Here is a 13,210-nt window from a genome sequence, read left to right on the forward strand (position 1 = left end):
AGTAAGCCGGGGTACGCGGTCGGGTGCGGGCCTGGTGGGTTGTGCCCACCCGTTCCGCCCTGCGGAACGACTGCCCACAACCCACCCGGGGTGCCCGGACCGACTACGCCGAGGCCTCCGTCAGCTTCGCGAGCTCCGCGTCCGTCAGCTCCAGGTCCGCCACCGCCAGCAGCGCCGGGAGCTGTTCGACCGTGCGGGCGCTGGCGAGGGGCGCCGCGACGGTCGGGCGGGACGCGAGCCAGGCCAGGGCGACCGTGGCGACTGCCGCCTCGTGCGCGGCCGCGACCTCGTCCAGGGCGGCCAGGACGCGCCGGCCGCGCTCGGTGGCCAGGTGCTTGGCGGCGCTGCCGGCGCGGGCGCTGTCCACGTCGGCGCCCGGGCGGTACTTGCCGGTGAGGAAGCCGGAGGCCAGCGCGTAGTACGGGACGGCCGCGAGGCCGTGGCGGGCGGAGACGTCGGCCAGGGCGCCCTCGTACGTGTCGCGGGAGACCAGGTTGTAGTGCGGCTGGACGGCCACGTACTTGGCCAGGCCCGCGCTGTCGGAGAACTCGAGGGCCTCCGCCAGGCGCTCGGGGGTGATGTTGGAGGCCGCGATCTCGCGGACCTTGCCCTCCTTCACCAGGGCGTCCAGGGCGGTGAGGAACTCCTCGACCGGCACGGACGGGTCGTCGTAGTGGGTGTAGTAGAGGTCGATGTAGTCGGTGCGCAGACGGCGCAGGGACTCCTCGACGCCGGCCTTGATCCCGGCTGCGGCCAGGCCGCGCGGTTCGGGGTAGCCGGCACCCACCTTGGTGGCGATGACCATGTCGGAGCGGTTGCCGCGGGCGGCCATCCAGTCGCCGATGACGGCCTCGGACTCGCCGCCCTTGTTGCCGGGGGCCCAGGCCGAGTAGACGTCCGCCGTGTCGATGAAATTGCCGCCCGCCTCGGCGTAGGCGTCGAGGACGGCGAAGGACTGCGCCTCGTCCGCCGTCCAGCCGAAGACATTGCCGCCGAGGGCGAGCGGGTGGACCGAGAGGTTACCGATCTTGCGGTGCTTGTCAGCCATACGGAGTGTCAACGTCCGCCGGTTTTGGGCTATTCCGCAGCTCACTCGATCGGATCAAGCAACGAAGGCCTGACGGTCCGCCGGTCCGACGGTCTGCCGCCTGCTCAGTCCGCCGGGGCCGTCGCCGTCAGTGGTTCCGGGCCGGGGTCGGGGCCGGGGTCCGGGCCCTTGCCCGACCCCTTGTCGGTCGGGGCGGCCGGCGCGGCCGGCGCACTCGGCTCGGCGGGCCCGGTCGGCCCGGTCGTCTCCCCCGCGGCCGCGCCCTTCGCCGTCGCCCCCTTGGCCGGCGTGCCCTTCGGCGTCACACCCTTCGGCGCCGTGGCGTTCTTGGCCGTGGCGTTCTTCGCCGCGGCCCCCTTCGCCGTCGTCCTCCTCGCCGCCGTCCGCCGCGTCGCCGCCTTCGCCTTCGTCGCCTTCCTCGCCGCCGTCACGGCCCCCGGGCCCGTCTCCGGGCCCGCCTCCGTGCCCGTACCCGTGCCGGCCGCGGCGGGGGTCGTGGTGTGGAGGGACAGCGGGGCGGCGATGTCCTCCAGGGAGCGGCCCTCCGCCCGGACCGCCAGGACCGCCGCGATCAGGCCCGCCGCGCACATCAGGGAGGCACCGATCTGGAAGGCCAGCACGGTGTCGCCGACGACGCCGCTGCTCGTGAGGTGGGAGAACAACAGCGGCCCGCTGATACCGCCGGCCGCCGTCCCGATGGCGTAGAAGAACGCGATCGCCATCGCCCTGGTCTCCATGGGGAACACCTCGGAGACGGTGAGGTACGCGCTGCTCGCGCCCGCCGAGGCGAAGAAGAGGACGACGGCCCAGCACGCGGTGAGCGTGACCGCGTCGAGGTGGCCGCCGCCGAAGAGCCAGGCCGTGCCGTACAGCAGGAAGCCGGACAGCAGATAGGTCGAGGAGATCATGATGCGCCGGCCCACCGTGTCGAACAGCTTGCCGAGCAGGAGCGGGCCGAGGAAGTTGCCGGCCGCGATGACGGCGAAGAAGTAGCCCGTGTGGGAGGTGGACGTGCCGAAGAAGCGGGTCAGTATCGCGCCGAAGCCGAAGGTGATGGCGTTGTAGAGGAACGCCTGGCCGACGAAGAGCGCGAGTCCCAGGATCGCCCTCTTGCGGTAATGGGCGAAGACCGTGTGGGCGATGTCGCCGAAGCCGATGCTGCGGCGCTGCCGGATGGTGATCTGCCCTTGGGCGGGCGGCAGGGGCGCGCCCTTCTGGGCCGTCACGCGCTCCTCGATGGAGCAGACCAGCTCCTCGGCCTCCTCGCCGCGCCCGTGGATGAACAGCCAGCGCGGACTCTCGGGTACCTGCCGCCGGACCAGCAGGATCACCAGGCCCAGGACGACGCCCAGGCCGAACGTCAGCCGCCAGCCGACGTCCTTGGCGAAGAAGGCGGTGTCGAGCATGACGATCGACAGCAGCGAACCACCGATCGCGCCCAGCCAGAAGCTGCCGTTGATGATCAGGTCGACGCGGCCGCGGTAGACGGCCGGAATCAGCTCGTCGATCGCGGAGTTGATCGCCGCGTACTCGCCGCCGATACCGAAGCCCGTCAGGAAGCGGAAGAGGAAGAACCACCAGGACTGGTACGAGAGCGCCGTGAGCGCCGTGGCCGCCAGATAGACGGCGAGCGTCACCATGAAGAGTTTCTTGCGGCCGAACCGGTCGGTCAGCCAGCCGAAGAAGAGCGCGCCCGAACAGGCTCCGGCCACATAGAGGGCGGCTGCCACACCCGTGACGCCGCCGGAGGATATCTGCAGTCCGCTTCCCTGTTCGGAGAGCCGGCCCGCGATGTTCCCCACGACCGTGACCTCGAGACCGTCGAGGATCCAGACCGTGCCGAGACCGATGACCACCGTCCAGTGCCACCGGGACCAAGGCAGTCGGTCCAGGCGGGCCGGAACGGACGTCGTGATCGTTTCGGGCGTCACACCCTATGATTTCCCGATCGGCAGGAGAACATTCCGGCCAATCGGTTGTGCGATTTCAGGGTTGCAGACCTCGGTGCCCCAGCCAAGGCAGCGGATCGACGGGAGCGTCGCCGCCCGGACGGACCTCCAGATGCAGATGCGGACCGGTCACGTTGCCCGTCGCACCCACACGGCCGATGACGTCGCCGGCGGCGACCTTGCCCGACGTGACCACCATCGATGACAGGTGGCAGAACCAGAGTTCGGTGCCGTCGTCGAGCGTCAGGACGATCCGGTAGCCGTAGGCGCCGGCCCATCCCGCCTGGGTGACCGTGCCGGCGCCGACCGCCTTCACGGGCGTGCCGGTGGGGGCCGCGAAATCCGTTCCGGTGTGGTTCGCGGACCACATATCACCCGACTGGCCGAAGCCGGCGGTCAGCGTGTACGAGGCGACGGGCAGGACGTACGAGCCGTGGGCCGCGGCGTGGCCGCCGGTCTCCGGGGCGGAGTGCGTCGACTGGCCGGCGTGTGACGACTGGCCGGCCTGCTCGGCCTCGGACCGGGCCTGCGCCTCCTGCGCCTCCTGCGCCTCCTTCGCCGCCGCCTCGGCCTGTCGCGCCTGCTGCTCCTGCTGTTCCTTGTGCGCCTGGGCCACCGCGGCGGCGGCCTCGCGGTGTGCCTCCGCCGCGGCGTGCGCCTCGTTCTGCCGGGCCGACTCGTCGGCCGCGTCCTGCTGGTGCTCGGCCTGCTGGAGGATGCGGGCGCGCAGCGCCTCGCCGGCGTCCGCCGTGCTGCGGGCGATCTGCGCCTCGGCCGGCTGCGCGGACGCGGGGGCCTGCTCGTGGCCGGGGCCGTCGGAGAGGAGGGAGTCGACTCCGGGGATCTTCGCGGCGAGGTTCGCCAGCCCGGGCAGGTTCGCGGGGTCCGGGACGTCCGGCACGGATATCGGCGTCTGCGGACGGTCCTGGGCGCTGGCCATCCCGCTCGCGCCCACCGCCGCGATCATGCCCACGCCGAGGACGGCGCTGCTGCGCGCCATCGAGCCGCCGCGCGGCTTGGGCATCTTGTGCCGCCCGCGCGCCGGGGCGGTGCCCGGAACCTCGGCCGGCGCCGGAGCCGGCGCCACGGGCTGTGCCATGGACTGGGTGTCCTCCTCCCAGGCCTGGCGGGGCAGCGGCGGCATGTACGCCGGGACGAACGGGCTGCCGTGCGAGGTGTCTTCCGCCGCAACACCCGGGGCGCCCGGGGCGCCCTGGTACGTGGGGTCCGCGTACGGCGTGTGCCCGTAGACGTTCTCGTAGGCGTTGTCGTAGGCGTTGTCGTACGAACCGTTCTCGAAGCCGGGGCTGTTGGACGCCACGGGGGCGCGCTCCTTCCTACAGGCCGGAGGGTGGCCGGCCCGATTCACCCCGGAGCGATGGTCCCCGGTTCCCTGAAGTGCTGGTCCCGCAGGTGTCGGCACGCCCGCGGAACTCGGCGAAGGCGCACGGAACCCCACCTCTTGCGCAGTGTGAGAACCGTGCTGCGTTATCGAACGTTAATAGACACGACGGGTCGATTCCAAGCCGAACGCGTGAATAGGGCTCGGCCCTTGGGGAGGAATTGACGCCGCCGATCCATCTGACGGAATGTCAGTTGTTATCGCAGTGCACGTCGCGGTGCACGCCTGGATCAGGGTCCGCTACGGACCGTGCGGGGCGCCGTCGCACGGCGCCCCGCAGCATGTCCGTACCGGCCGTCAGCCGTCAGCCGGCGGCCGGGCGGCGGGTGCCGCCGTCGCCGCCGCCGCGGCGCGGGCGCCCGGAACGGCCGGGGCGGCCCGTACGGCTCGGCTGCTCGCCGGAGCCGCGGCGGGAGCGGCCGTCGCCACGGCCCTCACCGCGGGCGCCGTCGGCGCGGGCCTCGCCGCGTCCGCCCGTCGCCGGAGCGGCGCCCGCGGCCGCGGCACCCGCCCCCGTACGTCCGCGTCCGCGCCGCCCGCGCGACGAACCGCCGGATCCGGCCGAGCCCGCCCCGCGCGAGCGCCCCTGCTTCGGGGCGGGCGCCGGCGCCGGCGGTGCGATGACGACCGGCACGCCGCTCGGCTCGCGCGCGCCCGTGATGCGGACGAGCTCCGGGTCGTTCTGGTGCACCGTGGCCGTCAGCGGAGTGATCTTCGCCGTCGCCATCATGCGGTTCATGTCACGGCGCTCCTCCGGCAGGACGAGCGTGACCACCGTGCCCGACTCGCCGGCGCGGGCCGTGCGGCCGCCCCGGTGGAGGTAGTCCTTGTGGTCGACGGGCGGGTCGATGTTGACGACGAGGTCGAGGCCGTCGATGTGGATGCCCCGGGCCGCGACGTTCGTGGCGATGAGCGCGGTGACCTGCTCGGTGCGGAACTGCTCCAGCGTGCGGTTGCGCTGGGGCTGGCTCTTGCCGCCGTGCAGCGCGGCGGCGCGCACGCCCTGTGCGAGGAGCTGCTTGGTGAGGCGGTCGGCGCCGCGCTTGGTGTCCACGAACATGATCACGCGGCCGTCGCGGGCGGCGATCCGGACGACCGTGTTCTTCTTGACGGTCGCGTCGGCCACGTGCAGCAGGTGGTGCTCCATGGTGACGACCGCGCCGGCGGACGGGTCCACGGAGTGGGTGACCGGGTCGGTCAGGAAACGGCGCACCAGCCGGTCGACGTTGGCGTCGAGGGTGGCGGAGAAGAGCATCCGCTGGCCGTCCGGGTCGACCTGGTCGAGAAGACGGGTGACCTGGGGCAGGAAGCCCATGTCGGCCATCTGGTCGGCCTCGTCGAGAACGGTGATCGCGACGTCGCCGAGGGCGCAGTCGCCGCGCTGGATGAGGTCGGCGAGCCGGCCCGGCGTGGCGACGAGCACCTCTGCGCCGCGCGCCAGCGACTGGGCCTGGCGGCCTATCGACATGCCGCCGACGACCGTGGCCATGCGCAGGCCGAGCGCGCCGGCGTACGGGGTCAGCGAGTCGGTGACCTGCTGGGCCAGCTCGCGGGTGGGGACCAGGACGAGCGCCAGCGGACGGCCCGGCTCGGCGCGGCGGCCGTCGGTGCGGGCCAGCAGGGCCAGACCGAAGGCGAGCGTCTTGCCGGAGCCGGTGCGGCCCCGGCCGAGCACGTCGCGGCCGGCCAGGGAGTTGGGCAGGGTCGCGGCCTGGATCGGGAAGGGCTCGCTGACGCCCTCGCGGGTGAGGGTGTTCAGCAGGGGGGCCGGGAGGCCCATGTCCGCGAAGGAGTCCACCGGGGGCAGCGCCGGGGTGGTGCTCTCGGGCGTCGTGAAATCGCCCTGGGGGGCGGCGGCCGGGCGCCGCGCGGGGCGGGTGCCGGCGCCGGAGCCGCGGGCCGGACGGGAGCCGGTGCCGCGGGCGGGACGGGGTCCGGTGCCGCGGGCGGGGCGGTCGGAGCGGTCGGAACGGGGGGAGCGGGTCATGCGGGGCCTTTCCGGGGGAGCCGTTGTGCGGGCCGGGGCGTGGCTGGTGCTGGCGGGCCGGTGCGGAACCACGGATGTACGACCCCGGTCCCGCCCCTTTCCGTCTGTTCGGGGGCTTCGCCCCCAGACCCCCTGGGCCGCGCCGACGCGCGGTGACCTCGAACGCCGGGCCGGCGTGGCACGCCGGACCGCGTGAGATCAGGAAAATGGGGCCCGCACCGGTGGTGCAGGCCCCATTTCGGTTCAGGCTTCGTCAGTTGGTGACGATGTTCTCCGCCTGCAGGCCCTTCTGGCCCTGCGTGACGTCGAAGGAAACCTTCTGACCCTCGAAGAGCTCACGGAAGCCGTTGGAGGCGATGTTCGAGTAGTGGGCGAAGACGTCGGGGCCGCCGCCGTCCTGCTCGATGAAGCCGAAGCCCTTCTCGGAGTTGAACCACTTCACGGTGCCAGTCGCCATGTCTATCTCCTTGTATATGGGGTGGCCCCCAGACCGGAACAGACCGGCGAAAAACAAAAATGCGCCTCGGTCATAACCGTAGGCGCACACGAGTTCATGGGTACCACAATTGCAACTATGTACGAGTGTAGCACGTACGGCGGCCTTCCCCCGTGATCTTCGCGGCCGCCGCCGCTCCGCCCCCCTGCCGACGGCTATAAGTCGACGCCCTGCGCGCGGGCGTGCCGGTCCGCCGCGACCTCGGCCTCCGCCTCGTCGAGATAGACCTCGCAGACGAGCCGGCCGTCGGTGGTCATGTTGTGCTCCAGCTCCCACAGGCTGACCTCGCCGCCGCCCTCCAGCAGGAAGGCGTGCTCGTAGAAGCGGCACCAGGTGGCGTCGCGGCCGGGGCCCCGGCGTCTGGGCTTGGTGATCAGCGCGATGTGGTGGCCGAGCGCCCCCTGGAGCAGCTCGCGCACCACCTCGCCGGGCCCGTCCGTGTTCTCCGCGCGGCGCAGCAGTCGGCGGGCGTGGTCCGGGGACTCCTCGGAGACGTACTCCCGGCGGGGCCGCGCGGGGCCCATGGCGAGCAGCAGCTCCTCCGCGAGCCACGCCGGCAGCTCCTCGTCCTCGCTGCCGGGGCCGATGCCGCCGCCGATGCGCTCGTGCACGCGCCGCTCGGCCTCGTCGAGGGCCTCCTCGCGCGCGTACAGCTCGTACAGGAAGCGCTCCTCCGGGCCGGTGTCGTGCTCCAGCTCGTACAGCAGCAGGCTGCTGCCGTCGGCGAGCAGGAAGACGTGCCGGTAGGTGTTGCAGCGCAGGGCACGCGGCTCGTCGTTGCGCTGGCGGTACGAGCGCAGCTCGCACTGGTGCATGAGGGCCGTGCCCAGCCGCTCCAGGACGCCCTCGCCGATGTCGAAGCCGTTCTGCGCCCGGGCCAGGAGCTCCTGCACCTGCTCGGCCGGTGTCGGCTCGCCGCTGCCCGGGTCACCGCCGGGACCGCTGCGGTCCATGCCCGCGCCCTCGCCCCCGCCCGCTCGCGTCCTCGCCATGACCCTCGACCTCCCGCCCTCGGCGCACTCACCCACCCCGCGCACTTACCGTAGCGGCGCGAACACGGGCGGGGCGCGGGGTTTCCCGCAACTGACGGCCGGGTGGCAGGCGGCCGTGCGGCAGCCCGACCGGCATACGGGGCGAACCATGCCGTACCGGCCGACACGCGGATGTACGACACCCGGCCTAGAGTCGACAGCGTGTGCTCCGGGTCACGGCGACGCGGATGGCGATGCGGATGGCGACGCGGGATGGCGCCGCGACCGCGACGCGACGGCGCCGCGCCGTTCGCGGCCGTGCCGCCGGGGCAGCCGGCCGCCATGAGCAGGAGGCAGCGATGTCGCCCGAGGAACTCACCGACCCTGCCGTCCGCACGGTCGTCACCGCGCTCTGCGAGGGCGACCGCGACGCCTTCTACGGCGCCTTCGCCCCCGGCGCCCTGCTCACGGACGACGGCGCCGAGCAGGACCTGCACGTCTGGTCCGAACGGGAGATCTTCAACGCGCACGGGCGCGTGGAGGTCCGGGAGGAGCGGGAGGACGGCCACTACCTGCTGGCCCGTTTCCGCTCGGACCAGTGGAACTTCCCCGACACCTTCTGGCACTTCCGGATCGACGGCGGAAAGGTCACCCGGATGGACGTCGGACAGGCCTGAACCCCTGCCGGGCCCCGCCTCGCGCCCGGCCCGCGACACGAAAGCCCGCGACACGAAAGGCGGCCCCCATGGCTCTCGGTCTCGTCGTCATCACCGGCGCCAGTTCGGGCTTCGGCGCCGCCTGCGCCCGGCTGTTCGCGCGGGAGGGGCACCCGCTGCTGCTGCTCGCCCGGCGCACCGAGCGGCTGCGCGAACTCGGCCTGCCGAACGCGCTGTGCAAGGCCGTCGACGTCACCGACCGCGCCGCCGTCATCGCCGCCGTGCGGGACGGCGAGGGCGCGTACGGGCCCACGGACGTGATCGTCAACAACGCCGGCGTCATGCTCACCGGCGATCCCGTCACGCAGGACCCCGCCGAGTGGGACCGCATGCTCGACGTGAACGTCAAGGGCGTGCTGAACGGCTGCCACGCCGTACTGCCCGGCATGACCGACCGGCGGCGCGGAACGATCGTCAACATCAGCTCCATCGCCGGCCGCAAGGTGTTCGGCATGAACGGCGTCTACTGTGCCTCCAAGTTCGCCGTGCACGCGGCCTCGGAGGCGATCCGCGAGCAGGCCGCGCCGTACGGCGTGCGCGTCACCGTCATCGCGCCCGGCTACGCGGCCACCGAGCTGAGCTCCCACATCACCGACCCGGACACCCGGGCGGCCTACCAGGCCGCCGAGGCCTCGCTGGAGGGCGGTCTGACCGCCGACGACGTCGCGCAGGCGATCCACTACGCGTACCGGCAGCCGCAGAACGTCTGCATCCGCGAGATCGTGCTGGCGGACACGGCACAGACGGTCTGATCCACCACCTCCTCCACCCCCTCCACCTCCTCCACTTCCTCACGCCTCCCGCACGCCCCGCCGCAGGCCGGCCAGCGGGACCGGCCGGTCCGGCGTACGGCCGCCCAGCCACCAGCCGGCCAGGGCGAGCACGGACAGCAGCGCGCCGGCACCGACGAACGCCTGTGCCGGCGCCGCGTCCACGGCGAGCGGCATCAGCAGCATGCCGGCCGTTCCGGCCGTCCGAACGGCCACCTGATCGGCCGTCAACAGGCGCAGCCGGACGGGCGGGGTGAAGCGCGACAGGTGCGCGCGCAGCGTCACGACGGAGACCGGGAAGAGCAGTCCGGAAACGACACACAGCACGATCACCGCCGTCACGGACGGCGCCACCCCGAGCCCCGCGAGCGACAGGCCGGACAGCGACCAGGCCGCACAGTAGGTGCCGAGCCAGGGCCACTGCTCGGGCAGCCGGCAGGTGAGCAGATTGCCGGCCAGCGCGCCGGCCGCCGACGCGGAGAGGGTCAGCCCGTAGCCCGCGGGTCCCTGGCCCAGACGGTCGGCCAGCAGGGGCGGCAGGCCGACCGTCGAGACGGTGGTGGCGAAGTACGCGGCGGCATGCACGGCGATCGCGATCCCGGCCTGCCGGTGTGCGCGGACGATCGCCCGTACGGGCTGCGCGGGAGCGGGAGCGGGCACGGAGGCGGGCGCGGGAGCGGGTGCGGGTGCGGGTTTCGTGCCCGGACGGATGTGCGCCCGGCCCGTGTGCCGGCTCAGCCAGGCGAGGGCCGCGGCCGAGACGGCGAAGGTCAGGCCGTCGATGGCGTACAGCTGGATGACGGACACCAGCAGGAGCAGCGCGCCGACACCGCCCTGGCCGACGACCCCCGCGATCCGCGTGGTCAGGTCGAACAGTCCGCTCAGCTGCTGGAGGTCCTCCGGGCCGGCGAGCCGGGGGATCAGCGCTCCGAGGTTGGGGTCGAACACCGCGCCGAGCGTGCCGAGCAGCAGGACGAGGCAGAGCAGCACCGCGAAGCCGTCGGCGCCCGGCAGCCACAGCAGCGGCACGGCCACCGCGATCACCGCCCGCGTCGCGTCGACCCGGGCCAGCGGGCGCCAGTCGGCGAACCGGGCCATCACCGACCCGGCGCCGCCGAGCACGATGTACGGCAGGGACTCGACGACCGCCACCAGTCCCATCAGCGAGGACGAGCGCGTCGCCGCGTACACGACCCACATCGTGGCGAGCCCGTAGAGCCGGTCGCCGATCACGGACAGCGTCATCGACAGCCACAGCACCCGCACGGGCCGGCGGCGCAGCAGTCGTATGTATCCCATCGCCACGTACCTCCGGCATATGTGGGCGCGCGGCCCGCCGCAGGACCGGTACGGGGGCTCGGGCCCGCACCCTAGGGCGGCTCGCGCCGCCCATCTCCGGCACATGACGACGTACCGGGCGCGCTACCACTCGCACGGGTAGCGCGCCCGTCACAGACGACCGTCTCGTTTCCGCCCGGCCTCCGGGCGGTCAGACGTCCTTGCCGAGGTCTCCCCGGCCGTTCATCGCGAGGAACATGCCCGCGCCGAACAGGTCCTGAGGCTTGAGCTCCTTGGCGCCGGAGGGGGCGTGCACCTGCTGGGCGCCGCCCTGGAAGGCGACCTTCAGCGGAAGTTCGCCCTTGGCCTTCTTGTCCAGCTGCGCCACGTCGAAGGTCAGGCTCGACAGCGAGCCGTCCTTGATTGCCACGTCGAAGCTGATGTTCTTGTCCGGCACGTCCTTCAGGTCGGACAGCTTGCCGTCCTCGCCCAGCTTCTTCTCCAGCGGCTTCAGCCCCTCGGCGAGCTCGGCCGCCGCCTTCCGGGCCGGCACGGTGACGGTCACGTGGTCGGCGCCGTCCTTGCCGCCCGCGTCCTTGAACTCGGCGTTGTCGGCGAGGGCGTTGCGGAACGCGTCCAGGAGCTGCTTCTGGCTCCTCGCGTCGAGCTGACCGCTCTGGTCGCCCTTGCCGCCGGCCGACTTCGCGAACTCCTCCAGGGTCGCGGCGTCGACCCGCACCCACTCGCCCTTGAGGGCGCCCTTCACCGCGGCGAGCGAGGGCGGCAGCTCGTCCGCCTTGCGCAGCATCTCGTCGAACTTCCCCCTCTCCTCGCGGCCCTTCGAGGACTTCGAGGCGGCGGGCAGCTCGGACAGGGCCTTCAGATCGCCCTGGAAGTAGTACTTCTCGTCGACGTACCGGACGTCGACGAGCGTCTTGCCGCCCTTCGCCAGCCGGAACCCGCCGGTCCCGGCCTTGTCGCCCTCCTTGAGGTCCCCCAGCGGCTTCCCGGCCCCGACGGCGTACGTCAGCTTCATCCCCGCGAGCGTCTCGGCGTCCTGCCGCTGGAAGTCGTCCTCGCCCTTGAGCGCGGCAAAGATCTTGTCGGCGTCCGCCTCGAAGCCGACCTCCGTGGCCACCGACTTCTGCTTCATCAGCTTGTCGAAAGCGCGCTGCACCTTCGCCCCCGCCTCCAGCTTCTCGGCGGGCCCGCAGGCGACGGACCCCGCGGCTATCAGAACGACACAGCCGGCGGCGGCCAGGGTGGTGCGCTTCGACACGATGACGTGCTCCCCCAGATCAAAGATTTACGGGTGAAAAACGACTAAATTACAGGCGCTCGTGCGTGTCAACGCGGTTATGACGCACTCCACGTGGGCGAGGCCCCGGCCGGAACGAATCCGGCCAGGGCCTTAGGGTTCGGCGGACGCATCCGGCCGCCCGCCCGAGGGAGTACCGCATGAGCAGCCACGAGCCCGTTGTCGTCGAGTGTCTGGAAGGCCCCGCCGCGGCGCGGGTCGCGGCGGATGTCGGGGTGGTCTATGCCGAGGTGTTCGCCGAGCCGCCCTACGGTGAGGCCGAGGACGACTTCGCGGCCGCCGCGCGTCGTTTCCGTTCCCAGACCCGCCGGGCGGATTTCCGCATCGCCCTCGCCCGCACCGTTTCCGGTGAACCGGTCGGTCTCGCTTACGGTCATCCGCTCGACGCGACCACGCGGTGGTGGGACCCGCTGTCCGCGGCCGTGCCCGCCGAGACGCGCCGTGAGGACGGCCGCCGCAGCTTCGGTGTCCTGGAGCTCGCCGTGCGGCCGCCGTGGCGCGGGCGGGGAGTGGGGCGGCGGCTGCACGACGCCCTGCTGGAGGACTGCGCGGCGGAGCGCGCGGTGCTCAACGTCCGCTGCGACGTGGTGGCCGCGCAGGCCGCTTACCGGGCGTGGGGATACCGGTCCGTGGGCCAAGTGCGGCCCTGGGAGGGTGCCGTGCTCCATGACGTGATGCTGCTGGGGCTCACGCGGCCCGCGCATACGCCTCCGCCCCGGCCGGGAGAACCCGGTCGGGGCGGAAAGATGCAGGTCAGGGCGGTGCCGTGACCTGTCCGGCGGTAGGCCGTGTGGGACTCGAACCCACAACCAATGGATTAAAAGTCCACTGCTCTGCCAATTGAGCTAACGGCCCGCACCCCGCAGCATAGCCCGGCCGGAGGCCGGATCCCGAGTCGTTGGGGGCCACGCACTTGTACAGGGCGGCCGACGCGGGAGGGCCCGTGCGGCGGGGATGCCGTACGGGCCCTCAGATCTGCGGGGCAGGTCAGCCGTTGCGCTTCCAGCGCGGCTTGTCGGCGCGGCGGTCGAAGCCGGCCGAGCCGCGGTGGTCGTCACGGCGGCCGTAGGGGCGGTCACCGCCGGCGCGGTGGCCGCCGGAGGGGCGGTCGTCGCGACGGTCGCGGTTGAACGGACGGTCGCCGCCGCCGGAGCGGTAGCCGCCGCCGTGGGACGGACGGTCGTCACGGCGGAAGCCACCCGACGGACGGTCGTCACGACGGAAACCACCCGACGGACGGTCGTCACGACGGTCCCGGTTGAACGGACGGTCGGT

At 72.7% G+C, this 13,210-nt stretch carries 11 protein-coding genes, 1 tRNA gene and 1 pseudogene; 3 read left to right on the forward strand and 10 right to left on the reverse strand.

Annotated features, from left to right (window positions below):
- Positions 1 to 103: 103 nt before the first annotated feature.
- From AB0K09_RS02225 to AB0K09_RS02250, 6 genes are all read right to left on the reverse strand, one after another.
- A complete protein-coding gene (locus tag AB0K09_RS02225) occupies positions 104 to 1,048 on the reverse strand; it encodes an aldo/keto reductase (RefSeq protein WP_366063316.1) in 945 nt (314 codons plus the stop codon).
- Positions 1,049 to 1,152: 104 nt separating this feature from the next.
- Positions 1,153 to 2,979 (reverse strand): MFS transporter, encoded by a 1,827-nt coding sequence (locus AB0K09_RS02230; RefSeq protein ID WP_366063317.1) that lies wholly within the window; start codon positions 2,977 to 2,979, stop codon positions 1,153 to 1,155.
- Positions 2,980 to 3,034: 55 nt separating this feature from the next.
- The gene (locus tag AB0K09_RS02235; protein WP_366063318.1) at positions 3,035 to 4,318 is read right to left on the reverse strand and encodes a M23 family metallopeptidase; all 1,284 of its coding nucleotides are present in this window, start codon (positions 4,316 to 4,318) and stop codon (positions 3,035 to 3,037) included.
- 385 nt (positions 4,319 to 4,703) lie between these two features.
- A complete protein-coding gene (locus AB0K09_RS02240) occupies positions 4,704 to 6,386 on the reverse strand; it encodes a DEAD/DEAH box helicase (protein ID WP_366063319.1) in 1,683 nt (560 codons plus the stop codon).
- 253 nt (positions 6,387 to 6,639) lie between these two features.
- Complete coding sequence (locus AB0K09_RS02245) at positions 6,640 to 6,843, reverse strand: cold-shock protein (protein WP_366063320.1); 204 nt, start codon at positions 6,841 to 6,843, stop codon at positions 6,640 to 6,642.
- A gap of 194 nt (positions 6,844 to 7,037) precedes the next feature.
- Positions 7,038 to 7,874: a DUF6227 family protein gene (locus AB0K09_RS02250; protein WP_366063321.1), complete on the reverse strand. Its 837-nt coding sequence runs from the start codon at positions 7,872 to 7,874 to the stop codon at positions 7,038 to 7,040.
- A gap of 338 nt (positions 7,875 to 8,212) precedes the next feature.
- On the opposite strand from AB0K09_RS02250, the gene AB0K09_RS02255 reads away from it, so the two are divergent.
- Together AB0K09_RS02255 and AB0K09_RS02260 are read left to right on the forward strand one after the other, a co-directional pair.
- Entirely contained in the window at positions 8,213 to 8,530 is a 318-nt protein-coding gene (locus AB0K09_RS02255; RefSeq protein ID WP_366063322.1) for a nuclear transport factor 2 family protein, read from the forward strand.
- 68 nt (positions 8,531 to 8,598) lie between these two features.
- Complete coding sequence (locus AB0K09_RS02260) at positions 8,599 to 9,321, forward strand: SDR family oxidoreductase (protein WP_366063323.1); 723 nt, start codon at positions 8,599 to 8,601, stop codon at positions 9,319 to 9,321.
- A gap of 39 nt (positions 9,322 to 9,360) precedes the next feature.
- On the opposite strand, the gene AB0K09_RS02265 is transcribed toward AB0K09_RS02260, so the two are convergent.
- Complete coding sequence (locus AB0K09_RS02265; RefSeq protein WP_366063324.1) at positions 9,361 to 10,638, reverse strand: MFS transporter; 1,278 nt, start codon at positions 10,636 to 10,638, stop codon at positions 9,361 to 9,363.
- 190 nt (positions 10,639 to 10,828) lie between these two features.
- Positions 10,829 to 11,896 (reverse strand): hypothetical protein, encoded by a 1,068-nt coding sequence (locus AB0K09_RS02270; RefSeq protein WP_366063325.1) that lies wholly within the window; start codon positions 11,894 to 11,896, stop codon positions 10,829 to 10,831.
- 179 nt (positions 11,897 to 12,075) lie between these two features.
- On the opposite strand from AB0K09_RS02270, the gene AB0K09_RS02275 reads away from it, so the two are divergent.
- Entirely contained in the window at positions 12,076 to 12,705 is a 630-nt protein-coding gene (locus AB0K09_RS02275) for a GNAT family N-acetyltransferase (protein WP_366063326.1), read from the forward strand.
- 12 nt (positions 12,706 to 12,717) lie between these two features.
- Here the strand turns inward: AB0K09_RS02275 and AB0K09_RS02280 are convergent.
- Positions 12,718 to 12,790 (reverse strand) — tRNA-Lys (locus AB0K09_RS02280).
- A 132-nt stretch (positions 12,791 to 12,922) separates the two neighbouring features.
- Positions 12,923 to 13,210 (reverse strand): annotated as a pseudogene (locus tag AB0K09_RS02285) (RNA helicase); the annotation flags it as partial.

Source organism: Streptomyces sp. NPDC049577, from assembly GCF_040675635.1.
Classification (GTDB): domain Bacteria; phylum Actinomycetota; class Actinomycetes; order Streptomycetales; family Streptomycetaceae; genus Streptomyces.

Coding starts and splice junctions, on each gene's coding strand:
- AB0K09_RS02225 (WP_366063316.1), bottom strand. CDS start 1,048: ATGGCTGACAAGCACCGCAAGATCGGTAACCTCTCGGTCCACCCGCTC.
- AB0K09_RS02240 (WP_366063319.1), bottom strand. CDS start 6,386: ATGACCCGCTCCCCCCGTTCCGACCGCTCCGACCGCCCCGCCCGCGGC.
- AB0K09_RS02245 (WP_366063320.1), bottom strand. CDS start 6,843: ATGGCGACTGGCACCGTGAAGTGGTTCAACTCCGAGAAGGGCTTCGGC.
- AB0K09_RS02250 (WP_366063321.1), bottom strand. CDS start 7,874: ATGGCGAGGACGCGAGCGGGCGGGGGCGAGGGCGCGGGCATGGACCGC.
- AB0K09_RS02255 (WP_366063322.1), top strand. CDS start 8,213: ATGTCGCCCGAGGAACTCACCGACCCTGCCGTCCGCACGGTCGTCACC.
- AB0K09_RS02260 (WP_366063323.1), top strand. CDS start 8,599: ATGGCTCTCGGTCTCGTCGTCATCACCGGCGCCAGTTCGGGCTTCGGC.
- AB0K09_RS02265 (WP_366063324.1), bottom strand. CDS start 10,638: ATGGGATACATACGACTGCTGCGCCGCCGGCCCGTGCGGGTGCTGTGG.
- AB0K09_RS02275 (WP_366063326.1), top strand. CDS start 12,076: ATGAGCAGCCACGAGCCCGTTGTCGTCGAGTGTCTGGAAGGCCCCGCC.